Here is a 22,663-nt window from a genome sequence, read left to right on the forward strand (position 1 = left end):
CGGGTCACGGGTATGTCTTCTGAACCTCCGACGTTTGTGGACTATCCCCGCACCGGAAATGCGGGCGGTATGCCGGCCACACCGTCGCAAGACCTTTGGGGCGTCGCGTCAGGCCGGCGCTTCGCCTTGGCCGCCCTCATATTCGGCATCGTCGGCCTGACCATCCTCATGACGTATGGAGCAGCCAACGGGTGGTATGTGGGCAAGCCGACTGTCACCCTGGAGAAGTGGTTTGCCATGGCCATTGCCCAAGCACTCTCCGCCTATATGCTTTCGGCGGCCCTGACGTTTGTCCAGCCGGCGAGCGACAGTCTCTATCGGTCCAAGGCCTGGGTCGTGGCGGCTGGTTGCCTTTTGCCGTTTGGTGGCTTGGTCGCCCCGCTGGTGGTCGTGGTCGCTTGCGACCGGTACTTCAAACACCGGGGCATCGCGGGCTACTTCGTCGGCCCGCGCGACGACGAACTGACGCTCTGGGTAGACACCTTTGGAGAACCGGAGCCCGAACCGACCGCACTGGACGAAGCTCATTAGGGCCGCCTCCCCCGTGGGGAACCGCGGCAGTCAGTAAACTGGCCGTCCATGTCCACACGCTTGCGACCTAACGTCTTGCGGATGCAGCCCTACGTCCCGGGCAAGCCGGTCGACGAGGTCAAACGCGAGTTGGGCGTGGACAGCGTCGTCAAGCTCGCGAGCAACGAGAACCCTCTCGGTCCCTCGCCCAAGGCGGTCGCCGCCGTCCGCGAAGCGGCGGCCAGCATGCATGTCTATCCCGACGGCAGCGCCCACACCGTCCGGACGAAGTTGGCCGAGAAGCACGGTGTCTCTCCGGCCCAGGTGTTACTCGGTAACGGGAGCGACGAGTTGATCCACCTTCTGGGGCTCGTGTTCCTGGAAAAGGGCGACGAGATGGTCGTCGCTGACCCCACGTTCGTCCGCTACGAAGCCGCGGCCCACTTGGCCGAGACGACCCTGGTCCGTGTGCCCCTTGACGCGACTCTCACCCACGACCTGGAGAGGATGGCCGACGCGGTCACCCCGAGGACGAAGCTGGTCTTTGTCGCCAACCCCCACAACCCGACCGGCACGGTCGTGACCCGGGCGGCGTTCGAGGCGTTTCTTGACCGGCTGCCCCCGACGTGCACCTGCGTCCTCGACGAGGCGTATTTTGAGTACGGCACGGGTTCGCCGGACGGCCTGGACTACGTGCGGGCGGGGCGTGAGGTCGTCGTCCTGCGGACGTTCAGCAAGGCCTACGGTCTGGCGGGCATCCGGATCGGCTATGGGTTCGCGTCAGAGGCCGTCGTCGACGCGGTCAACCGGGCTCGCGAGCCGTTCGACGTCAACGCCTTGGCCCAGGTGGCCGCCGTAGCCGCCCTCGACGACGTCGACCATATTGAGAGGAGCCGGGCGGTCAATGCCGAGGGCCTGGCCCGCATCGCCGCCCTCGCGGCGCAGCGGGGCTGGCGGGCCGTCCCGTCCCATGCAAACTTCATCTGCGTCGACACCGGCCAGCCCGCCCAGCCCCTCTTTGACGCGCTGCTCCGGCAGGGGGTCATTGTCCGGGCCGGTGGCCCGCTGGGTCTGCCGACATACCTGCGGGTCAGCGTGGGCACCCCGGCCGAAATCGACCGGTTGGAGTCGGCCCTCGCGCGGCTGGACTCGGTCACGGCCTGACGGGTGCGGCCGGGCGGGAGGCCGTGGCGGCGCTTTGTGCGTCACAATGAGGCCGTCATGCTCACCACCGCTGTGCTCGCCACATCCCTCCTCCTGCAACAGGCGCAGGCCGTCCAGTGGGTGGAGCGGCCGTTCGGCGGCAAGACGCTTGACGGTTGGCTGCCCGCCGCCCCGGACAAAGAGCACAAGTGGACGGTCGGCCATGCGGTCATCGACCCCCACGACGACGCCCGCCTGGTCGTCTCGGGCCGAGGAAATGAACTTGTGAACTTGGCGACGGACCATGGCACGAGCCAAGACATCCACTCGACGGCCCAGTATCCTGACATCCATCTGACCCTCGACGTCATGGTGCCGCACGGAAGCAACAGTGGCATCTACCTGATGGGCGAGTACGAGGTCCAGGTGCTGGACAGCTACGGTCACGACCGAAACCCGGACGCCACCGCCATGGGGGCGGTCTACGGCGTTCGGGCCCCCTTCGACCCCAGATATCGGAAGGCGGGTGACTGGAACTCCTTCGACATCAAGTTCCGCGCCCCGCGCTTCGACGCCCAAGGCAAAAAGGTCGAGAACGCCCGGCTCCTGTCTGTCCGCTTGAACGGCCGCGAGATCCATCGTGACTTGGAACTGACCGGCCCGACCCCCGGTGGTGTCACCGGAGTCGAACATCCGGTCGGCCCGATCATGTTCCAAGGCAACCATGGCCCGGTGGCCTTCCGCAACATTCGGGTCCGGCCCCTGCGATAGGGGCGCGGGCCCCGGCGTGGTCAAGAAACCCCGGTTGCAGGCACAATAGGGGCATGACCGCGATGCTCGCATTCGTTCTCGCCCTCTCCGACGACAACAAACTATCCGCCGCGGAGACGAAGGCGGGTTGGCAACTGCTCTTCGACGGCAAGACCACGAAGGGCTGGCACAACTTCAAGTCCACGACCGTCAAGCCGGGTTGGGTCGTCAAGAACGGTGTGCTCACGTCGGAGAGCCCGGACGACGCCGGCGACATTTGCACCGACAAGACGTTCACGTGGTTCGAACTTAAGGTCGATTACCGACTGACCAAGGGCGGCAACAGCGGCATCATGTTCCGCGTCACCAACGACGGCGAGGAGACGTGGAACAGCGGGCCGGAGATCCAGATCTACGACGACCACGGCGAAGAGGGCGCCCAGAAGAGCGGCTTCCTCTACGAGTTGTACGGATCCAAGGTCGACGCCACCGTCCCGCCCGGAAACTGGAACTCGTTCGTGATCCACATCGCGCCGGACACGTGCTGGACCGAAGTCAACGGCAAGCGGTACTACGAGTTCAAGATCGACACTCCTGAGTTCTGGAAGAAGGTCAAGGACAGCAAGTTCGGCGAGTACCCGTTCTTTGCCAAGAGCAAGACTGGCATGATCGCCATCCAGGGCGACCACGGCGTCGTCTCGTTCAAGAACATCAAGATCCGCGAACTGAAGGGCTGAGACCGCGGCGGTCGCCTGACCGGGCTGATTCGGCACCCGGTCAGGCAGTCAGGGTTGGATTCAGCGCAGGCGCATGACGCCGAGTCCGCCGGTGTCCCGTCGGTAGACGACCTCGGGAAGGGAGGTCTCCACGTTGTGGAACGGGAACATCGGGAGTTTGGACGCCTCGAAGGCCAAGGTGGCCTCAGAGAGCGTCATGGGGCGCAGGCTGACGGTCTTGGTGTGGACCACGTGCCCCGCCTCGCCGGGGAGGACATGGTCACCCAAGGGTTGGTCTGCGATCTCACGCTTTCCCCGCGCCGGGGCATGGTCGGTCAACCGGCCGTGAGCCTTCCTCAACTGGGCTTGGACCTTGTCCATGACGACATCGACCGCTTTCAGCGGGTCGACGTCGCGGGCCGTGGCGCGGTGCACCCGGCCCGCGGCCTGGAACACGAGGTCCACCCTCCTGCCGACTTTCTCCTCTCGGTAGACGATTTCGGCGTTGTCAACAGGGCCGGCGAGCCGGCTGAGTCGTTGGAACTTCTTCTCGGCGTAGTCGTTTTCCCGCTTGCTGGGCGGAGCACCGACTGATCTGACCACCAGTCTCATATGTTTGGTCACCTTGTCAGGGCCTGGCCCGGGCAAGGGTGGCGACGGCAAGGGCGGCGATTCCTTCGCCGCGGCCCAGCGCGCCCAACCTTTCGTTGGTGGTCGCCTTGACGCTCACCCGGTCGGCCGTGACGCCGGCCGCACGGGCCACCGACTCGCAAATCTCGCCATGACGGCGCATGATCTTCGGCCGTTCTGCCACCACGGTGGCGTCTATGTTCATGATAAGCCAATTTCGGCCGTTCAGGAGGTCGGCCGCGTGAACAAGAAAGTCGGTCGACCGCGCGTCCTTCCATTTGGCGTCGGTGTCAGGGAAGTGGAGGCCGATGTCGCCCAAACCGGCCGCACCCAAGAGCGCGTCGACGATGGCATGGAGGAGCACGTCGGCGTCGCTATGGCCCTCGAGTCCGGGCCGGTCGTCGGCAAACTCGACGCCGCCGATCCACATCGGGCGGTTTGGGTCGGTCGAAAACCCGTGGATGTCATAACCGATGCCCGACCGGTACTCCAGAGCTACTTGTAGGTCACTTTGATAAGTCAATTTTCGATTGGCGACGTCACCATGGACCATCGCGGGTCGGAGCCCCAACCTTTCAACCAACAGCATGTCGTCGGTGGCCGCCGGGTCGGCATCCTGAAAGGAGCGTTCCCAAATTGCCCGCGGCGCGCCCTGCGGCGTTTGCACCGACACTAATCCAGATCGGTCAAGGGTGAAAAAGCCTTCCCCGTCACGTTGCCGGATTGTTTCGGTGACGGGAAGACCGGGGAACACGGGGCCCCGTCTTGCGCCCTCGACGACCCGGGCGACCAGGTCAGGGGTCACAAACGGGCGTGCCGCGTCATGAAAGAGCACGACCTGGGCGTCTGGCGGGCACGCCGCCAAACCTGCTGCGGAGCTCTGGGCGCGGGACGCGCCGCCGAGCACGACAAAATCGGCGTCCGGTGCCGCCTCACGAAGCTCGTTGATGTTGGCGGCGGAAGCGACCAGGCCGACGTAGTCGATGTCGCGGTGGTGGCGGAACGCCTCGAAGGACCGCCGCCAAACCGGCTTGCCACCCGCGGCCTGGGCCAGCTTGTCGCTTCCAAACCGGTTGCTCGAACCGGCGGCAAGGACGACGGCACACACCGGGCCGTCAATGCTGGTGGCGTCGTCGGCCGCTCCGCTCTGGCTCGGTGGGTTCCCCGTTGGCATCAGCGAAGATCATTTTGCCACGCTCGGTCTGGATCACCTGGGTGACGCGGACTTTCACGGCCTGGCCGATCAGGTCGACGCCGTTCTCGACGACGACCATGGTGCCGTCGTCCAGGTAGCCGACACCTTGACGGTACTGGTTGCCTTCCTTGATGACGGTGATGTCCAGCGGCTCCCCCGGCAGGACGTTGGGCCGCAGGGCCAGGGCGAGGTCGTTGATGTTCATGACCCGCACCTCCTGGATTGTGGCGACGCGGTTGAGGTTGAAGTCGTTGCTGACCAGGTCGGCCCCGATCGCCTTGGCCAACCGCACCAGGCGGGCGTCGACTTCCTCCTTGGCGTCCGGGGCGAAGCGGTCGTGGGTGCCGACTTCCACCTGGAACTCGGCCTGGATGCGACGGAGCACCTCCAGACCCCGGCGTCCGCGTTGGCGGCGCAGGGAGTCGTGACTGTCGGCGATGTGCTGAAGTTCTTGGAGGACAAAGGCGGGGACGTAAATCTCACCTTCGATGAAGCCGGTGCGGACGAGGTCGTAGACGCGGCCGTCAATCAAGACGTTGGTGTCAAGGACCTTGATGCCGGTCTTGCGGCGTCTGACCGAACTGGAGTACCAGGGAAGGGCCTCCTCCATGGTTTTGAGGGCGTAGACCGACAGGGCCGACAGGCCGATGACCATGCCGACCACGATCACGGGGGCGTTGACCGCGCCGAGCGACTGGAAGATCGACAAGAAGGGCATCGAGACGATGATGCCGGCAAACACGCCCATGAAGAGGGTGACCTTGTCACCGGTGGCCATCTTCTCCCATGTGGCGGCGAGGCGCTCCTGGGCGTTGGACATGGAACTGCCGACGCCGCCGCCCAAGATCAGGCCGAGCAGGGCCAAGGCGACCATCGTGATCGGTTGACGTCCTTGGTCATATCGCGTCGGCGTCGGGTTGGGGCTGTTCGCCGCGGCGACAAGCTTCTTGCCTCTGGCGCTGAACTTAGCCTCCCGTTCGGCTTGGATCTGGAGCACCCGGGCGTCGCGCGGTCCGATGAAGTCGGCCGGTGGCTTCGGTTTGGCCACCGCCGGAGCGGGCTCTTCGATCGCCGCCGTCTCCGAAGGTTGTTGGGGCTTGCTCGCCAACTGGGTCAGGCCACTGAACAGGGCGTCAAGGACGGGCGGCACGAACGTCACCGCGCAGACCGCGCCGATGAGGGCGCAACATGATATGAACAATGCACGCGCCGGAACCTTCACTTTGTGACCACCTTGGCTCGGCCACGGTCGAGGATGAAGCTGGTGAACGCGTCGGCGACGCTGCCCTGGGCGGTTTTGATGTGCGTGGCGTCGACCCTTTCGGGAGCCCGTGTCGAGTCGAGGGCCACCCACCCGGTGCCGTCGAACACTTCGACCCACGCGTGGTAGTAGAAAGAACCGGCGTACTGGACGATGCCGGTGCAGACCCGGGTCGGGATGCCGGCCGCCCGGAGGACCGTCGTCATCAGCACGGCGTGGTCACGGCAGACGCCTTCTTTGGAGTCCAGAATCTCGCCCGCGTCACGCACGACGCCGATACCGGCGTTGGCGGCGACGAGGCCGTGGACGTATTGGCGGACCTTCTCTGCCGCCACGGCGACCCTGTCCTCACCTCCGGTGACTTGCTTGGCCAGTTCGACAAACCGGCTTGTGTCGCAAGGGACGTGGGTCTCGGGCTTCGTCCATTGGGCCATGGTCTTGGCGGCTTCGGCGATCGTGGTCGTCTTGTCGTGCCAAGTGACCGGGTGGACCTCGACCAGCCAGTCGTCGCCCTGCTTGGCCACGGTCTGGTGCGCGTCAGAAGGGACTTTGTCGAGCTTGGGGCCGTGGAAAACAAAGGAGATGGACTTGGCCGTCGCCCAGTCGCCGAGGTCGCCGTCAATGGGGATCGTCGAGGCCTCGGCGATGTCGGTGAGGTCACCGTCGGCGCTGGCGAGGGCCTCGGCCTTGGTGACCGGCCTCATGACCATGCCAAAGGGGCCTTCGGCACGGATCAAGTCGCCCTTGGCCGATAGGTACACCTTGGTCGGGGCCCGCGGGTCGTCGACGTTCACGACATGAGCCTTGGCCTTGCCCTGCGGCGTGTCGATCTCTTCGTCGGGCAACCTGACCAGCGTCGTCTTGACCAGTGACACGGTCTGGGGGTCGAAGACATAGCAAGTCGTCGTGGTCGCTTGACCCTCGATGAGGTCGGCGGTGGGGTCGTCCTTGATGACGCCGCCCGGCGGCACCGGCAGAGTCCGCTTTGTCTTGGGTCCGCCGTCCGAGGTCTCTACCTCGACGGTGGTGGCGGTGAACTTCGCTGTCACATTGACGACCCGGCCGCCGCTGGACATGTGGAACTGCTGGACGTCAAGGTCGCCCTTCGTGGTGAATGTCGTCGTCGAATCGACAGAAATATTCAAGTTCTGGCCGAGCATCCTACCGGTCAGGACCGTCTTGGCGACACGTTTGGTGGGCGTCCGGCTTCCCGCGGCGGTGGTGGTGTCGTAGTACGTGTAGCCCAGCTTGTCCGCCCCGATATAGAGGCCAAGCCAAGTCTCTTCCGCTTGGACGAAGGCAGCGACAAGCGTTAGGCCAAAGAAGACAACGGCGCGGAGGATGGTGATCGTTCGTGCCATGACGCCACGTCAAAAGGATGGACGTCTGGCAGCATCGCCCGACTCCCGTGATTATGATACCAAGGGCCCTTTGGTTCAGGTTCCAAACCCAGCACATGGCCCTGTCCTGTTGACTTAGCAGGGCCTCCCTCAGCAAGAATGACGCCGCCCTCTATGTCGAAGACCTTGGTCATTGTCGAATCGCCCGCCAAAGCCCGCACGATCGGTCAGTTCTTGGGCGACGGCTACGAGGTCAAGGCGTCATACGGCCACGTCCGCGACCTGCCCGAAAGTAGCGACGACATCCCTGCCGACCTCAAGAAGCAGAAGTGGGCCAAGCTCGGGGTCAACACCGACGCGGACTTCGAACCCCTCTACATCGTCCCCGCCGACAAGAAGCGGCGCGTCTCAGAACTGAAGGACGCCGCCAAGGGCGCGGCCAAGCTCCTGCTCGCGACGGATGAAGACCGCGAGGGAGAAAGCATCAGTTGGCACGTGCTGCAGGTGCTTCAGCCCAAAAAGTCGGTCGATGTCGCCCGCATCGTCTTTCACGAGATCACCCCCGAGGCGATCCGGGCCGCCTTGGCCCATCCCCGACAGGTGGACATGGCCCTGGTGCGGGCCCAGGAGACCCGGCGCATCCTCGACCGCCTGTACGGCTACACGTTGTCGCCCCTGCTCTGGAAAAAGGTCGGCCCCAAGCTCAGCGCGGGCCGGGTCCAGAGCGTCGCGGTGCGGCTCATCGTCCTGCGTGAGCGCGAGCGCCGTGACTTCGTCGTCACCGGTTACTGCGGGGTTTCTGCCAAGCTCCGGGCCGCAAAGGGCGACGCCACATTCTCGCTTGAGTCGATCGGAGCGACGCCGGTCGCGGACGGTGGCAGCTTCAACAGCAAAGGCGAACTGGACAAGAAGCACCACTGGCTGAAGCGTGCCGAGGCGGAGACTCTGGCGTCTGCCCTCGCGGGGGCCAAGCCATGGACGGTCACCAAAGTCGAGACTAAACCGGGGGTCGAGAACCCGCCCCCGCCGTTCATGACCTCGACCCTGCAACAAGAGGCCGTGCGCAAGTTGGGCATGACCGCGCGCCAGGCCATGCAGGTCGCCCAGCAACTTTACGAGGGAATCGACATCGGCGGGGGCGCGGTCGGTCTGATCACCTACATGCGGACCGACAGCCTCAACCTTGCGGAGCGCGCGGTGGCCGACGCCCGGAAGTATATTGCCGGCAAGTTTGGTTCGGAGTACTTGCCCAAATCCTCACCAAAGTACAAGAACAAATCGAAGAACGCCCAAGAGGCCCACGAGGCGATCCGGCCGACCGAGATGTCCCGTGAACCGGCCTCGGTCAAAAGCCGGCTGACGCATGACCAGTTCCGCCTCTACGACTTGGTATGGAAGCGCACAATGGCCAGCCAGATGGCGCAGGCGCGAGTCGAGCGGACGCGAGTCGAGGCGACCGTCGGCCACGGCGGCACCGACCATCTGTTCGCCGCGACGGGCAAGCGCATCGCGTTCCCCGGGTTCCTGCGGGTCTATGTCGAGGGCACGGACGACCCGGAGTCCGAACTCGGCGAAAGGGAGAAGATCCTCCCCGAGATCAAGGACGGGGAGGTTCTGGCCTGCGAAGGCGTCGAAGTCAGCGACCATGAGACCCGGCCCCCCGCGCGCTACACCGAGGCCACCTTGGTCCGCAAGTTGGAGGACGAGGGCGTCGGACGGCCCAGCACTTACGCCGCGATCATCGGCACGGTCCAAGACCGGGGTTACGTCTTCAAGCGGAAGAACGAACTGGTGCCGACCTTCACCGCATTCGCGGTGATCGGGCTGTTGGAAGACAACTTTGGCGACTTGGTCGATCTTGGCTTCACCGCCCGGATGGAGGACGAGCTCGACGACATCGCCGATGGGTCGGCCGACATGGTCGCCCACTTGCGCCGGTTCTACCGGGGCGACGGGACGTCGCCGGGCCTGGTCGCCGAAGTGGACGCTAAGGCGAAGGACATCCCGTTCCCAGCCATCCCTCTGGGCGACGACGTCGTGGTCCGGATCGGCCGGAACGGCCCGTTTATCCAGCGGGGAGCGGGCGGCACCGGCAACACAGCGAGCGTCCCCGAGGACATGGCGCCGGCGGAACTTGACTTGGCCAAGGCCCTGGCCTTGCTTGAGGAGCGTGGGGCCGGACCCGCGTCGATCGGTCACGACCAATCCGGCCGGGCGGTCTTCCACAAGAAGGGCCGATTCGGCGACTACTTGGAAGTGGAGGGCGAGCCACCAAAGCGCGTCACCGTCCCCCCCGGAGTCGCGCCGTCGTCACTCAGCGAGGACGAACTCCACCTTCTCCTGACCTTCCCGCGCGCCTTGGGCAAGCACCCCGAGACGGGCGACGAGGTGACGGTGGCCGTGGGTCGGTTTGGGGCCTACATCACCAGCGGTGCGTCGAACAGCAATGTCGGTGACTGGAAGGCGGCCGCCGGCCTCGACTTGGCCGGAGCGGTCGAGGCGCTGAAGAACGGTCGAGGATCGAAGCGGGGGTCGGCCCCCGCGCCGCTCCGTGAACTCGGCCAAGCGGAAGGTGTCGAAGGGCCCGTCCGGGTCATGGACGGTCGGTTCGGTCCCTATGTGACCGACGGCAAGACCAACGCCACGATCCCCCGGGGCACCGACCCGGCCGCCGTGACCTTGGAGGACGCCGTCCGCCTCATCCAGGCCCGGGCCGCCGCCGGGCCGAAGAAGAAGCCGTTCAAGCGCGGCGGCTTCAATAAGAAGGCGAAGTGAGCCGCGTTCAATACTCCGACATCGACGAGTCGACGTCTCTGGCGTAGCCGTTCATGCCGCCTTCGAGGTTGCGGACTTTAGCGTAGCCTTGACGCACCAGAAAGGTGGCGACTTGTCCGCTACGGTTGCCCGTCCGACAGACGACGACGATGTCCGCGTCCTTGGGCAGCTTGTCCAAGGAGTGGGGGACTTGGGCCATGCGGACGTGGACATGGCCGGGAATGGCGCCGTTGGCGAGTTCGTGCTCTTCACGGACGTCGAGGACCAACAGTTCCTTGCCCGAATCAAGCTCGGCCTTCAACGCAGCGGGGGTGATCGTCTCCACGGCCTGATTGTGCCAAGAATCAGGACACGGCGATAAGGGCCTCGTCGGACCGGCGCTCACGGACACGGTCGATGAGGAGGGCGTGCTCGGGGTGCGACAGGTCGGGGTCTCGCTCAAGGAAGGTGATCGCGGCACGCCGGGCGACTTCGAGCATCGGGCCGTCGTCGACCAGGTTAGCAATCTTGAACTCGACGTCGCCGCTTTGTCGGGTGCCGGCGAGGTCGCCCGGCCCACGAAGTTTTAGGTCCTCCTCGGCGATCACGAACCCGTTGGTCGTCTCGACAAGGACTTCCATGCGTTTGCGGGTGTCTTCGGTCTTGGCGTCCGCGACAAGGACACAAAAGCTCTGGGTCGAGCCGCGGCCCACCCGTCCGCGGAGTTGGTGGAGCTGGGCCAAGCCGAACCGGTTGGCGTCCTCGATCACCATCGCCGAGGCGTTAGGCACGTCCACGCCGACTTCGATCACCACCGTCGCCACGAGGATGTCCAGCTCATGGCGGCGGAACTGGTCCATCACCGCTTCCTTGTCGGCGGCCTTCATTTGACCGTGGAGGAGTCCGATGCGCAGGTCGGGGTACTCGGAGTCCTTCAGGCGGTAGAAAAGGTCTTCCGCCGCCTGGGTCTGCATCTTCTCGCTCTCATTGATCATGGGGCAGACGAAGTACGCCTGACGTCCTTCTTCGACAAGCTTGCGGACTCCGGCATAGACCTGGGGTCGGTCATTGGGCGCACGCCAGTGGGTCTTGATCGGTTTGCGGCCCGGCGGCAGTTCGTCGATGACGCTGAGGTCGAGGTCGCCGTACAGGGTCATCGTCAGCGTCCGGGGGATCGGCGTGGCCGTCATGACGAGGAAGTCAGGGTTCCCGTAGCCCTTCTGCCTTAAGGCCATGCGTTGCACGACGCCAAACCGGTGCTGTTCGTCCACGACGGCCAGCCCGAGCTTATGGAACGTCACGTGCTCTTGGATGATCGCGTGGGTCCCGACGCATATCTGGGCTTCGCCGTTGGCGGTCGCCTCCATCGCGCGCTTCTTCTCCCGGCTTCCTTGCTTGCCGACGAGAAGTTTGATGTCCACCCCGGCCGGCTCAAACAGGCGGCTGAGGTTAATGAAGTGCTGTTCGGCGAGGATCTCGGTGGGGGCCATGAGGGCGGCCTGGTAGCCGCACCGCACCGCCGCCAACATCGCGCAGGCGGCGACGGCGGTCTTGCCGCTACCGACGTCGCCCTGGACGAGCCGGTTCATCGGCACGGGCCGCTCCATGTCCGCCCAGACCTCGCCCACGACGCGGCGTTGGGCGGAGGTGAGTTCGAACGGCAGGATCGCGTGGACCTGCTCCCAGAGGTCGCCGCTGTGATGGTCCTCCATGGCAGAGAACAGGTTGGCCCCGGACGCCGGGGCCCCGGCCAACTGCGAGATGGGAAAGCTGGTCCCGACCTCTTGTTTGACTTCGCGGCGACGCATTTGGAGGGCGACCTGGAGAAAGAAGAACTCGTCGAAGACCAGCCGCTTTCGGGCGTCTTCCTGGGCCTTCGGCGAGTCGGGCCGGTGGATCTGCCGCATCGCCCAAGCAAGTTTGGGCAGCCGTTGCGCCTCACGCAAGCTGGCAGGCAGGGGGTCGGGGACGTCTTGGGCGAAGTGCTCGACCGCCGACCGGGCGGCGCGGCGGACCAGCCACTGGGGCACACCCTCGGTCAAGGGATAGACCGGTTGGAGCCGGGCAAACTCTTCGGGGTCGTCGTCTTCGTCGATCGCCTCCCATTCGGGGGACGCCATCTCCAATTGGTACCGCTCCCCTTCCTTGACCACGCCGAAGGCGACGATCTCTCCCTGCACCTTCTGCAGTTGGGTCAGTACGTGGCGCTGGTTGAACCACACGAGGGAAATCTCCCCGCTCGCGTCGGCGAGGCGTGCCTTGATGATCACTTTGCCGCCCCGGGTCGGACGGGAAGTGACCCCCCGCAGGCGGCCGCGGACGGTCGCCGCCTCGCCGGCCCTCAGGTCGCGGACAAGGGGCAGGTGGCGCCGATCTTCATAGCGTCGGGGCAGGTGCCACAAGACGTCGCCGACGGTCACCAAGCCCAGCTTGCGCAAGGTCATGGCGTGCTTCGGCCCGACGCCCTTCAGGTACTGGACGTCGGTCGCCAATCGGTCGGTGTGGCCGGAAGCCATCTGCTTTAATGACACCATACCAATGGACGACGAGACGGCCGGGAAGGAACTCAGCGAGGAGGAGGCAGAGGCCGAACGGGTCCGCGCCAAAGTCGAGTCGATGCTTGGCAAGGTCGGTGGGGCGACCCGGGCGGCCGTTAGTCCGGCGGACGGCCACGACGACCTTGAGGAGGCCCTGGACCGGCTCAAGCAGACCGCCCAGGCAAAGCGCCATGACTACCGGAAGAAGACTGACTACGCCCACTCCGAGGCCAGCGTCGGCACCGCGGTGGGTTTCGCGGTGGCCTACAACCTCGTCGGCTGTGTGCTGGGTGGCTGGTTGCTCGGGTTCGGGTTTGACAAGGTCACGAACGGCACGTACTGGGGGCAGGTGGGCGGCATCATTTTTGGTGCCGTGGCCGGGATCGGCGGGGCTGTCCTCCTGATTTTGCGGAGCGGTGGCAAGAAACGGGCATGAGCAAACGCCTGGTCGTCGCGGTTTCCGTCCTGACGCTGGTCGCGGTCATTGTCGCCTTTGTCCTGAAGTCGCCGCTTGGTGCGTTGTGGGCGGTGGTCACATCGGCGGCGACCCTGTGGTCGGTCGAACTCACGCGGCGTACCGTCGACCGTGTGGCCGAGGCCATGCGCGGAGGCAAGGCACCACGGCTCATGATGTTCCTCGCGATCCTTGCGAAATTCCCCTTGATCGGGCTGATCGCCTTTGGCGCGGCAAAGTCTGGGCCTGTAGCCCTGACCATCTTCTTGATATTGGTCGTGTCGGTATACTCCCTCTTCGTCTGGGACGCCGTCGCCAAGCAACGGCCGGCCTGACGTGCTTCCCTATATGTACGAGCCTTTGTTGTTGACGACCCGACTCCTCGCCGAGGGACACGCCGCGCCGCCACTCCCGGTCATGGGGAACGCGGCCCTTTGGATCGGCGCGCTCTTGGTGGCGTTCATCTGGGCGTTTTTGGTCGTCGCACAGAAGGGATATTCCGTCAGGGGCCCGGAATCGACCGTCGCCAAACTGGCCGAACACTCTTACTTCTTCTTGGAGAAGGTCTGCGTTTCAGTCATCGGGCCCCATGGCCGCCAGTTCATGCCCTTTATGGCGGCGATTTGGACGGTCGTCTTCTGCGGCAACGTCCTCGGCTTGGTCATCCACGTGACTCCGACGGCCAACCTCAGCTTCAACCTGGGGATGTCCCTCCTCACCGTCGCCTACGTCCAGGTCGTGGGGATCAAGCAGAACGGCCTGGCTGGTCACCTCAAGCACTTCGCCGGGCCGAAGATGGTCGGTGCGCTCGCCCTCATCAACGTCTTGATCTTCTTGGTCGAGATCATGTCGGAGTCGGCCAAGATCGTGTCGCTCAGCCTGCGCCTCTTCGGCAACATCGCCGGTGGCGGGGTCGTCGTCAAGAACCTTGACGAATTGAGTGTCGTCATCGGCCAGCAGATGCTCCACATCGACGGCTTCCACATCGAGGTGCCGATCGGGTCGCTCCTCCTGCCGATCAAGCTCCTCACTGCCGTGCTCCAGCCGTTCGTCTGGATCATGCTCACCGCGGTCTATCTGAACAACGTCACCCACGCGGACCACGGCGACGACCACGGGGTCGCCCACGCCCACTAAGAACGCTTTTACTCACCTGAACAAACATCACGGAGAACACTAAAGAAACATGGGACTCATCGGAATCGGAATCGGCGTCGGCCTCTGCGGTCTGGGCGTCGGCATTGGACAAGGCATCATGGCTAACGGCGGTTTGAGCGGCATGGCCCGCCAGCCCGAGAACTCGGACAACATCCGCCAGGGCCTCCTCATCTCGCTCGTCTTCCCCGAGCTTGTCTTCCTGCTGACCTTCGTCCTTGGCATCCTTATGATGGTCATGGGCGTCAACATCGCCAAGTAAAGGCGTCACTTCAACTTCCCGCTCCCGGTGCCGACGGCCTGGGAGCGGACTGACAAATCTAGGAACTGCACCACAAGTGGCAAGCGAACACAAAGAAGTCCCACCAGAGAAGGGTGGATCCGGCGTCCGGATGGGCATCGGCATAGTCCTGTTCATCTTCAGCATCGTCATGCAGAAGATCTGGGACTTTGAGGCGGTCAAGGAGAGCAACGCGTTGCTGAAGCTCTTCGATCTCAACGTGCCCGTCATCATCGGCACGATCGGCCTGATCTTCTTGCTGTGGGGCGTCATCCAGCAGTTCTACACGACCCCCTTGTGGCACATCATCAACGAGCGGAACTCCGCCATCGAAGGCACCTTCGCCGACGTGGAGAACCTGCGAGACGAGATGAGCCGCACCAAGGCGGACTACGAAGCGAGGCTCCACAAGACCGAGGCGGACGCCCGCGAGCAGATCCAGGCCCAGATCAAGGAAGCCCAGGAACTGAAGAAGCAGCTGATGGCCGACGCCCAAGCGAAGGCCGACGCCTTGCGCAAGGAGGCGGAGACTGAGATTGAGAACCAGCGCCGCCAGGCCCTCGCAGAGTTGCGCGTCCACGTCGCGACCCTCTCGCTCCAGGCCACCGAGAAGATCTTGCAGGAGAACGTCGACAACGACCGGAACCGCAAGCTCATCGACGACTTTTTGACTACTGTCGAGGCTAAGAACTAATGGACGACACCCGCGTCGCCAAGCGGTATGCGCGCGCGCTCTTTAGCGCGGCGAAGCGGGAGGGCGTCGTCTCTGGTGTCGACGAGGACCTCAAGGCCGTCACCACCGCGTTTCGCGACAGCAGCGGTTTTCGGGTGTTCATTGAGAGCCCGCAGACCGACGACGCCCAAAAGACCGGGCTGATGGAGAAGGTGTTCGGTGACCGCGTCACCCCGTTGACGATGTCGGCCCTTCGCCTGCTGATCAAAAAGCGCCGGGACAACGAGATCTTCGCCCTGCAGAAGGAATTCGCCGAACTCCGCCGGCAAATGGACGGCGTGACCAAGGCGACCGTCACCTCGTCGACCCCCCTCGACAAGGGCCAGCAAGACGCGGTGGTCGCCAAGATCGCCGCCAAGACCGGCCGCACTGTCGAGGCCGAGTTCGACATCGACACCAGCTTGATCGGTGGCGTCAAGGTCATCTATGACGACTACATCCTGGACGGTTCCGTCCGCGGCCAGCTGGACCGCATGAAGGAAACATTGCTTTACGACCTCCTCAAACAAGCCTGAGGACCACCCACGACCATGGCCATCAAACCCGAAGAAATCACCTCGATCCTCGAACAGGAACTCGCGTCCTTCGAACGAAAAGTCGACGTCGAGCACGTCGGCACCGTCCTCCAGGTCGGCGACGGCATCGCCCGTGTCTATGGGCTGCCGCACTGTCAGGTCGGTGAAATGCTCGAGTTCCCGGGCGGTGTCATCGGCCTGGCCCTTAACTTGGAAGAAGACTCGATCGGCGCCGTCTTGGTGTCCGACTCGACCGAGATCAAGGAAGGCGACCCCGTCAAGCAGACCGGCAAGATCATCCAGGTCCCCGTCGGCCGGGCGCTCTTGGGTCGTGTCGTGAACGCCTTGGGTCAGCCCATCGACGACATGGGCCCCATCGCCGCAGAGCAGTTCACCAACGTCGAAGTCCTCGCCCCCGGTGTCGTCGACCGCCAGCCGGTCTTTGAACCGCTCCAAACGGGCATCAAGGCCATCGACGCCATGATCCCCATCGGCCGCGGCCAGCGTGAGCTCATCATCGGCGACCGCCAGACGGGCAAGACCAGCATCTGCGTCGACGCCATCATCAACCAGGCCCGCCTGAACGAGAAGTGCGAGGAAAAGGACCGCGTCTACAGCATCTACGTGGCGATCGGACAAAAGATGGCCAACGTCGCCCGCGTCGTCGAGACCCTTCGCCAAGTCGACGCGATGAAGTACACCATCGTCGTCGCCGCGTCGGCCTCCGACTCGAACGCGATGCAGTACCTTGCGCCGTTCTCCGGTGCCGCCATGGGCGAGTACTTCCGTGACAACGGAATGCACGCCTTGGCCGTCTACGACGACCTTTCCAAGCACGCCGTCGCCTACCGCGCCATGTCGTTGCTCCTGCGTCGGCCGCCCGGACGCGAGGCCTACCCCGGCGACGTCTTCTACCTGCACTCCCGCCTTCTGGAGCGCGCCGCCAAGGTGAGCGACGAACTCGGCGGTGGTTCTTTGACCGCCCTGCCCGTCATCGAGACCCAAAGCGGCGACGTCTCGGCGTACATCCCGACCAACGTCATCTCGATCACGGACGGACAGATCTACCTGGAACCTGACCTGTTCTTCGCTGGTGTCCGCCCGGCTATCAACGTCGGTATCTCGGTGAGCCGCGTCGGCGGTAACGCCCAGATCAAGGCGATGAAGTCGGTCGCGGGCCGCATGAAGCTTGAGATGGCGAACTTCCGCGAGGTCCAGGCCTTCGCCCAGTTTGCCAGCGACCTTGACCGCGCCACCCAGCTCCAGTTGCTGCGCGGCCTCCGCCTCACCGAGTTGCTGAAGCAAGGCCTGGGCGTGCCGTACGACGTCGTCGACCAGATCATCTCGATCTTTGCCGGCACCAACGCCTTTCTGGACGACGTGCCGAATGACAAGGTCGGGGCTTACGAGGCGGGACTGCTCTCCTTTGTCAAGGAGAAGTATCCCGACGTCGTCGAGACGATCTCCCGCGAGAAGAAGCTGGACAAGGACGTCGAAGAGACCCTGCGCAAGGCGACCCGCGAGTACACCGACTCGTTCGTCGCCGCTCTGTGACGAGGACACGACATGGCGACGCTCAAGCAGATCCGACAGCGCATCCGAAGCGCCAAGAGCATCCGGCAGATCACCCGCGCGATGAAGCTGGTGGCCGCCGCACGGCTCAACCGGGCGAAGTTGCGCGTGGAAGAGGCACGGCCCTATGCGGAAAAGATGCGGGAGCTCATCCTCAGCATCGGTTCTGCCGGCGAATTGCCCAGCCACCCCCTGCTTGAGCGCCGCGAGGTCAAGAAGGCCCTCCTCGTCTTGGTCACTAGCGACCGAGGCCTAGCTGGTTCGTTCAACTCGGCCCTGATCCGGAAGACCGCCGAACACCTCAAGTCCGCCACCGTCCCGACGTCGCTGGCTTGCGTCGGCAAGAAGGGACAGCAATTCTTTGGCAAGCGCGGATATGACGTGGTGCATTCGGTGTCGTTGCCCACGGCGGGCGCCGACCTCAGCCACGCGGTAGAACTGGCCGACTACCTCCGCAAAGTGTTCGAGTCAGGCGAGTTTGATTCGGTGCAGTTGGTCTATTCAAAGTTCTACTCGCCGATCCGCCAAGAACCTCAGATCGTCCAACTCTTGCCCATCGAACCGCCGACGTCGGCGGAGAAGGCGGTGGACGGCCCGAGCAAGGAGTACGACTTCGAGCCGGCACCCGAAGAGTTGCTTGGATTGCTCTTGCCGAAGTACCTCTTGACCGTCACCTATCAGGCACTCTTAGAGTCTGCCGCCAGCGAGCACGGTGCGCGCATGACGGCGATGAGCAACGCGACGGACAGTGCCGGCAAGATGATCGGGGAACTCACCCTGACCGCCAACCGGGTCCGCCAGGCCGGTATCACCAAGGAAATCTTGGAGATCGTCGGCGGTGCAGAAGCCCTGAACGCCTGACGACACTGGCTGGACAGCAAATGTCCAGACATTCATTGTCAGCTTGCACAGGTGCATTTCTTGATGTGTAGAGTGCGTGATATCCGGTAGGACTAACAGGCTTGCGTGACCATATTTGAGTTCACGTGCCTGATAGACTTACCATCGTGTTCCTCCCCAGTCGAGAAGAGATCAAGCAGGCAGCGCGGCCCGCATTGTCCACGACGATTGTTGTTGTGGCAGGTGTCCTCGTCGCCGGGTTGCTGGTCCAGCGGCTCGGGGTCTTTGTCTTGCCGGCGTTGGCCGTCATCGTGCCCGGCGTCTGGGTCTACGAAGTGTGGCAAGTCCGCGCCGCGCAGGGTGTGTGAGCCACCCCGCGCGACTTGGTTCCTAGCACCCCATGCAGGGTGAGGCGGCCGGCTTGGTCTTCATCGCTTCGAAGACCGACCGGAGTTGTTTGTGGGCGCGGTGGAGGCGGGAGCGGATCGTGCCGACCGGCGCGTCGAACATTTCGGCGATCTCGTTGTAGCTGACACCCTCGACGTCCGCCAGCCAGACCAGACGGCGCTGCTCCTCGGTCAATTGCTTCAACGACGCCTCCATCTCTTCGGAGAGGATGCCGTCCAGCAACACCTCTTCGGGGCCGGGGCGGTCGTCGGCGGTTTCAAAGTGGACTGTCTCGTCCCGACCGTCCGGACGCAGCGGGGCGTCATATGACATCGCCTGGACACGCCGGCTCCGCGACCGCTTGAGGTCGAGGAACAGGCGGGTGACGATGCGGAAGATCCAGTTTTCAAAGGGGCGGTCGCCCTCATAAGCGTCAAAACCGCGATAGGCACGGTAGAAGGCCTCTTGGGTAAGGTCCTCCGCGTCCCCACGGTCGCCGGACAGCCGGTATGCCAGGTTGAACACCTTCTTGTAGCTCCCCTGCATCAGGTCGTTGAACCGAGAGTCGTTGCCGATTGCGAGTGTTTGTGCCATTGTTCTATGGTTCTAGTCCAATATTGACTCAGACATACATCTGAAAGCAATCCCAGGGCATATCGTTCCCGGGTCCCGGGTCAAATGGAACGGCTGCTGACCGTGGAAATGCCTGCCCGAGGAGCTAGGTTCGCCAGTAGGGCCCTCGACAGCAAAAACCTCCGCCCGATGGGCGGAGGTTTTGTTCAGGCTCAGTCCTGCTTGAACGTCAGTGCGAAAACGTGCGAGAACATCTTTTCGACTTGCTCGACAATGCTCTCTTGGCTTTCCTTCACCGGTTCGGCCTTTGGTTCCGATTTCCGTTGGAACAGACCCAGCCACCCCGTCCACGGCAGGCGCCGTGATGGTGATACCACCATGTTTGTGTCTCCTTATTGTACGAACCCACGTCTACCCGTGGTAAGGCCAGGCTCATCTGCGGCCTGATGCATGGACGATCCTTGTCCACACGCCTTGAGTCTCCAGTGACTTGCTTATCTTGACGGCGGATTGTCGCCCGACTGGAGCACGGCCTAAGCCACAAGGCCCGCTATGGTCCCAATTCTAAGCGGCGGGACGAAGTTTGACGGGCAGGTGCTTGAGGGCCAGTTCGGACTCGTTCGACCCGGCCATGACGGTGGCGCGCTCCATGGTGTTCTCCAGTTCGCGCACATTGCCGGGCCAATCGTAGGCCAACAGGCAACGCTCCGCCTCCTGGCCGACCTGCTCCAGCCCCCGCCCGTTCTCTTCGCTGTACTTGGCGAGGTAGTGGCGGCACAGCGGCAAGATGTCCTCGCGCCGATGGCGCAGGGGAGGCAACGGAATCTCGACCACTTGGAGTCGGTAGAGGAGGTCCAGCCGGAAGGTGCCTTCGTCGACCAGATGCTGGAGGTCTTGGTTTGTCGCTGTGACGAGCCGCACGTCAATGTGAGTAGTTTTTGTCGCGCCAAGCCTCTCAATTTCACGCTCTTGCAGCACGCGCAGCAACTTGATTTGCGTGGCCATGGGGATATCGCCGATCTCGTCGAGAAACAGCGTCCCGTTGTGGGCGAGTTCGAACCGCCCGGGCTTGGCGCTGTCAGCCCCGGTGAAGGCCCCCTTCTCGTGGCCGAAGAGCTCGGCCTCCAGCAAGGTCTCCGGCAGGGCGGCGCACGAAACGGCGACAAAGGGTTGCTCGGCCCGTGGCGACATGGTGTGGAGCAGCCGGGCGACGACTTCCTTTCCTGTACCACTCTCGCCGGTGACCAGCACGGTGGCCCGGGAGTCAGCGACTTGGCGGACGGTCTCAAGAATCTCCTTCATCGCGGGAGACTCGGCGATGAACGTCCGACCGACGTCACCTTTCGCGGCACGCTTGGGCGAAGGGGCTTGGCCGACGCCCCGGCCCTCCAGAGCGGCACCGATGACCCGCTTCAAGGACTCCAGGTCGAACGGTTTCGTGATGTATTCGTAGGCCCCGCGCCGGATCGCGTCGACCGCCTGGGGGATCGTGCCGAAGGCCGTCATGATGATGACGGGCAGTCCGGGATGGGACGCCGCGACCCGGCGGTGGAGTTCGTATCCCGTCATGCCGGGCATGGTCACGTCGGTCAGGAGGCAGTCGACCGGTTCCTTGGCCAAGGTCTCCAGAGCTTGGAGGCCGTCTTCGGCGGTCAGGGTCAGCCAGCCATGTTTTTCGAACGCGGCCTGGAGGATGCGCCTGATGTTCTGCTCGTCGTCAACGACGAGCACCCGCTTCTTGTCCTTCATGCCCTTGGCGCTTCCCATGTCAGTTCAAACGTGCTCCCTTTGCCCGGTGCCGACTCGACCCGGATGCTGCCCCCGTGCGCGTCCATGATCTTCCGCGCCGTGCTCAGCCCCAGCCCGGTCCCGTCCGCCTTGGTGGTGAAAAACGGGGAGAACAGCCTGCCGAGTTGGTCCTCGGTCATGCCGGCCCCTTCGTCCTCAACCTTCAAACTGTTCGCGTCGGCAGACAAGCGGACGGTGTTGCCCCTTGGCGACGCCTGGGCGGCGTTGCGGAGCAGGTTCACCACCACTTGCTTGATCCGTCGCGGGTCCAGTTCAATCTTCGGAAGACCAGGGGCGACCTCCACACGGAGCGAGACGCCAACTTCGTCAAAATCAGGTCCGACCAGTAGGACGGCGGCGCGGCAGAGTTCCGCGACGTCCGTGGGTTCGGGGTGGATCTGGAGCGGCCGGGCGAACTCAAGGAAGTCCTCGCACAGGTCGTTCAGGCGGAGCACCTCCTCCTCGATCATCTGGACCAGTTCCTGGGTCATCGCGGGGTCTTGGCCGATCATCGCGGCGGCAGAGCGGATTCCTGTCAGCGGGTTGCGTATCTCGTGGGCGACGGCGGCGGTCATCTGGCCGATCTCCGCCAGCCGCTTGACCCGGGCCACCTCCCGGTTCTGGCGTTCGATCGCGGTCGTCTCCTTGACGGTCACCACCGCACCGCCCGACCGCAAGGGGACGCCCTCGACCAGCCACGTGCGGTCGGCACCGGACTCATGGGCCTGGTGCCGCGTGGGCCGCTGGACTTTCAGGGTCTCGTGCGTGACCAGTTTGAGCGCGTTCTGGACTTCACTGAGGTCGGCGTCCGCCCCACCGGTCAGGAAGGAGTCTTCGGCCGCGGCCCGGTTGTGGTTGACGACGTCGCCATGGTCGTCGACGACGACCACGGCACCGGCCACGCTGTCGAGCACGGCGGTCAGTTTCTCGTTCATGGCCCGGAGGTCGTTCTCCCGCGCGGCCATCGCGGAGACGATCTGGGCGTTGGTGACAGCCAGGACGACTTGGGCACCGAGCGTACTGGCGAGGTCGAGCTCTTCCAGGGTGTAGGGCGGCTCGTCAAGGGTGCGGGACAGGTTGATGACGCCGGCGGCCAACCCGTCGTCGCCGACCAGGGGCACGACCATCGCGCTGGTCAGCGATTGGTTGCGTTGGATGCCCGACCCCTTGAAGAGCGGATCCTTGGTGGGGTCTTCGATGATCCGGGGTTCCCCGGTCTGGAGGACAAGGCCCGCGATGCCGTGGCCGATCCGGACACTGGCATTCTTGGAGAGGTGCCGCTGCGTGCCCGTGGCGGCGCGCAGGGTGTGCTCCCCCGACTTGGGGTCGAGGAGGAAGATCGAGCCGCCCGAGGCCCGGAACCAGTGCGCGCTCCGTTCGAGGGTTTCGACCAGGTAGGTTTGGAGGCCCGACTCGAACAACGTGGTGAGGTCGAACAGGTCCCACAGACCGCGGACGACTGGTGCGGGGGCCGAGGCCATCTCTTGCAGATTGTCGGTCGAGGCGGCCCCTCAAGTTAGCTCGGTCGAC

24 protein-coding genes are annotated in these 22,663 nt (G+C 64.2%); 14 read left to right on the forward strand and 10 right to left on the reverse strand.

Going from position 1 to position 22,663, the window contains the following annotated elements; all coding sequences use genetic code 11:
• Positions 1–12 precede the first annotated feature (12 nt).
• The 4 genes from KF857_08765 to KF857_08780 are packed head-to-tail and all read left to right on the forward strand — an operon-like array spanning position 13 to position 3,140.
• A complete protein-coding gene (locus tag KF857_08765; GenBank protein ID MBX3112086.1) occupies positions 13–531 on the forward strand; it encodes a hypothetical protein in 519 nt (172 codons plus the stop codon).
• 48 nt (positions 532–579) lie between these two features.
• Positions 580–1,674, forward strand: a complete 1,095-nt coding sequence (locus KF857_08770) for a histidinol-phosphate transaminase (protein ID MBX3112087.1) — start codon at positions 580–582, stop codon at positions 1,672–1,674.
• Between the two features lie 57 nt (positions 1,675–1,731).
• Positions 1,732–2,424 (forward strand): DUF1080 domain-containing protein, encoded by a 693-nt coding sequence (locus KF857_08775; protein ID MBX3112088.1) that lies wholly within the window; start codon positions 1,732–1,734, stop codon positions 2,422–2,424.
• Positions 2,425–2,477: 53 nt separating this feature from the next.
• Positions 2,478–3,140, forward strand: a complete 663-nt coding sequence (locus tag KF857_08780) for a DUF1080 domain-containing protein (protein MBX3112089.1) — start codon at positions 2,478–2,480, stop codon at positions 3,138–3,140.
• A 60-nt stretch (positions 3,141–3,200) separates the two neighbouring features.
• Here the strand turns inward: KF857_08780 and KF857_08785 are convergent, their stop codons facing one another.
• Genes KF857_08785 through KF857_08800 form a run of 4 tightly spaced genes read right to left on the reverse strand, consistent with a single transcriptional unit; the run spans position 3,201 to position 7,566 of the window.
• Positions 3,201–3,731, reverse strand: coding sequence for an HPF/RaiA family ribosome-associated protein (locus tag KF857_08785; protein MBX3112090.1), 531 nt, complete (start codon positions 3,729–3,731; stop codon positions 3,201–3,203).
• A 16-nt stretch (positions 3,732–3,747) separates the two neighbouring features.
• Entirely contained in the window at positions 3,748–4,923 is a 1,176-nt protein-coding gene (gene ispF, locus KF857_08790; GenBank protein ID MBX3112091.1) for a 2-C-methyl-D-erythritol 2,4-cyclodiphosphate synthase, read from the reverse strand.
• Entirely contained in the window at positions 4,865–6,166 is a 1,302-nt protein-coding gene (locus KF857_08795; GenBank protein MBX3112092.1) for a TRAM domain-containing protein, read from the reverse strand. The genes ispF and KF857_08795 overlap by 59 nt, the downstream gene beginning before the upstream one ends.
• Positions 6,163–7,566 carry a transglutaminase domain-containing protein gene (locus KF857_08800; GenBank protein MBX3112093.1) on the reverse strand — a complete coding sequence of 468 codons (1,404 nt, stop codon included), beginning with the start codon at positions 7,564–7,566 and terminating at the stop codon, positions 6,163–6,165. The genes KF857_08795 and KF857_08800 overlap by 4 nt, the downstream gene beginning before the upstream one ends.
• 153 nt (positions 7,567–7,719) lie before the next feature.
• Between KF857_08800 and topA the strand changes: the two genes are divergently transcribed.
• Positions 7,720–10,320 carry a type I DNA topoisomerase gene (topA, locus tag KF857_08805; protein ID MBX3112094.1) on the forward strand — a complete coding sequence of 867 codons (2,601 nt, stop codon included), beginning with the start codon at positions 7,720–7,722 and terminating at the stop codon, positions 10,318–10,320.
• Positions 10,321–10,327: 7 nt separating this feature from the next.
• Here topA and KF857_08810 read toward each other — a convergent pair whose 3' ends face one another.
• The gene (locus tag KF857_08810) at positions 10,328–10,645 is read right to left on the reverse strand and encodes a hypothetical protein (protein MBX3112095.1); all 318 of its coding nucleotides are present in this window, start codon (positions 10,643–10,645) and stop codon (positions 10,328–10,330) included.
• Between the two features lie 19 nt (positions 10,646–10,664).
• A complete protein-coding gene (recG, locus tag KF857_08815) occupies positions 10,665–12,815 on the reverse strand; it encodes an ATP-dependent DNA helicase RecG (GenBank protein MBX3112096.1) in 2,151 nt (716 codons plus the stop codon).
• Between the two features lie 22 nt (positions 12,816–12,837).
• On the opposite strand from recG, the gene KF857_08820 reads away from it, so the two are divergent.
• The 9 genes from KF857_08820 to KF857_08860 all read left to right on the forward strand — a co-directional run bounded on the left by KF857_08820 (position 12,838) and on the right by KF857_08860 (position 18,753).
• On the forward strand, positions 12,838–13,272 hold the full coding sequence (locus tag KF857_08820; protein MBX3112097.1) for a hypothetical protein: 435 nt from the start codon (positions 12,838–12,840) through the stop codon (positions 13,270–13,272).
• Complete coding sequence (locus tag KF857_08825) at positions 13,269–13,625, forward strand: hypothetical protein (GenBank protein MBX3112098.1); 357 nt, start codon at positions 13,269–13,271, stop codon at positions 13,623–13,625. Before KF857_08820 ends, KF857_08825 begins: the two co-directional genes overlap by 4 nt.
• Before the next feature lie 31 nt (positions 13,626–13,656).
• Positions 13,657–14,427: a F0F1 ATP synthase subunit A gene (locus tag KF857_08830; protein MBX3112099.1), complete on the forward strand. Its 771-nt coding sequence runs from the start codon at positions 13,657–13,659 to the stop codon at positions 14,425–14,427.
• Between the two features lie 49 nt (positions 14,428–14,476).
• Entirely contained in the window at positions 14,477–14,707 is a 231-nt protein-coding gene (locus tag KF857_08835; protein MBX3112100.1) for a hypothetical protein, read from the forward strand.
• A 76-nt stretch (positions 14,708–14,783) separates the two neighbouring features.
• Positions 14,784–15,419, forward strand: a complete 636-nt coding sequence (gene atpF / locus KF857_08840; protein MBX3112101.1) for a F0F1 ATP synthase subunit B — start codon at positions 14,784–14,786, stop codon at positions 15,417–15,419.
• The gene (atpH, locus tag KF857_08845) at positions 15,419–15,973 is read left to right on the forward strand and encodes an ATP synthase F1 subunit delta (protein MBX3112102.1); all 555 of its coding nucleotides are present in this window, start codon (positions 15,419–15,421) and stop codon (positions 15,971–15,973) included. The genes atpF and atpH overlap by 1 nt, the downstream gene beginning before the upstream one ends.
• Positions 15,974–15,988: 15 nt before the next feature.
• The gene (atpA, locus tag KF857_08850; GenBank protein ID MBX3112103.1) at positions 15,989–17,527 is read left to right on the forward strand and encodes a F0F1 ATP synthase subunit alpha; all 1,539 of its coding nucleotides are present in this window, start codon (positions 15,989–15,991) and stop codon (positions 17,525–17,527) included.
• 12 nt (positions 17,528–17,539) lie between these two features.
• Complete coding sequence (gene atpG / locus KF857_08855) at positions 17,540–18,406, forward strand: ATP synthase F1 subunit gamma (protein MBX3112104.1); 867 nt, start codon at positions 17,540–17,542, stop codon at positions 18,404–18,406.
• A gap of 125 nt (positions 18,407–18,531) precedes the next feature.
• Positions 18,532–18,753, forward strand: a complete 222-nt coding sequence (locus tag KF857_08860) for a hypothetical protein (protein ID MBX3112105.1) — start codon at positions 18,532–18,534, stop codon at positions 18,751–18,753.
• A 22-nt stretch (positions 18,754–18,775) separates the two neighbouring features.
• Here KF857_08860 and KF857_08865 read toward each other — a convergent pair whose 3' ends face one another.
• From KF857_08865 to KF857_08880, 4 genes are all read right to left on the reverse strand, one after another.
• Positions 18,776–19,366, reverse strand: coding sequence for a sigma-70 family RNA polymerase sigma factor (locus tag KF857_08865; protein ID MBX3112106.1), 591 nt, complete (start codon positions 19,364–19,366; stop codon positions 18,776–18,778).
• A 191-nt stretch (positions 19,367–19,557) separates the two neighbouring features.
• Positions 19,558–19,725, reverse strand: coding sequence for a hypothetical protein (locus tag KF857_08870; protein MBX3112107.1), 168 nt, complete (start codon positions 19,723–19,725; stop codon positions 19,558–19,560).
• Between the two features lie 184 nt (positions 19,726–19,909).
• Positions 19,910–21,112: a sigma-54-dependent Fis family transcriptional regulator gene (locus KF857_08875; protein MBX3112108.1), complete on the reverse strand. Its 1,203-nt coding sequence runs from the start codon at positions 21,110–21,112 to the stop codon at positions 19,910–19,912.
• The gene (locus KF857_08880; GenBank protein ID MBX3112109.1) at positions 21,091–22,614 is read right to left on the reverse strand and encodes a GAF domain-containing protein; all 1,524 of its coding nucleotides are present in this window, start codon (positions 22,612–22,614) and stop codon (positions 21,091–21,093) included. Before KF857_08880 ends, KF857_08875 begins: the two co-directional genes overlap by 22 nt.
• Positions 22,615–22,663: the final 49 nt, after the last annotated feature.

This window comes from Fimbriimonadaceae bacterium, from assembly GCA_019638795.1.
In the GTDB taxonomy this organism is placed as follows: domain Bacteria; phylum Armatimonadota; class Fimbriimonadia; order Fimbriimonadales; family Fimbriimonadaceae; genus JAHBTB01.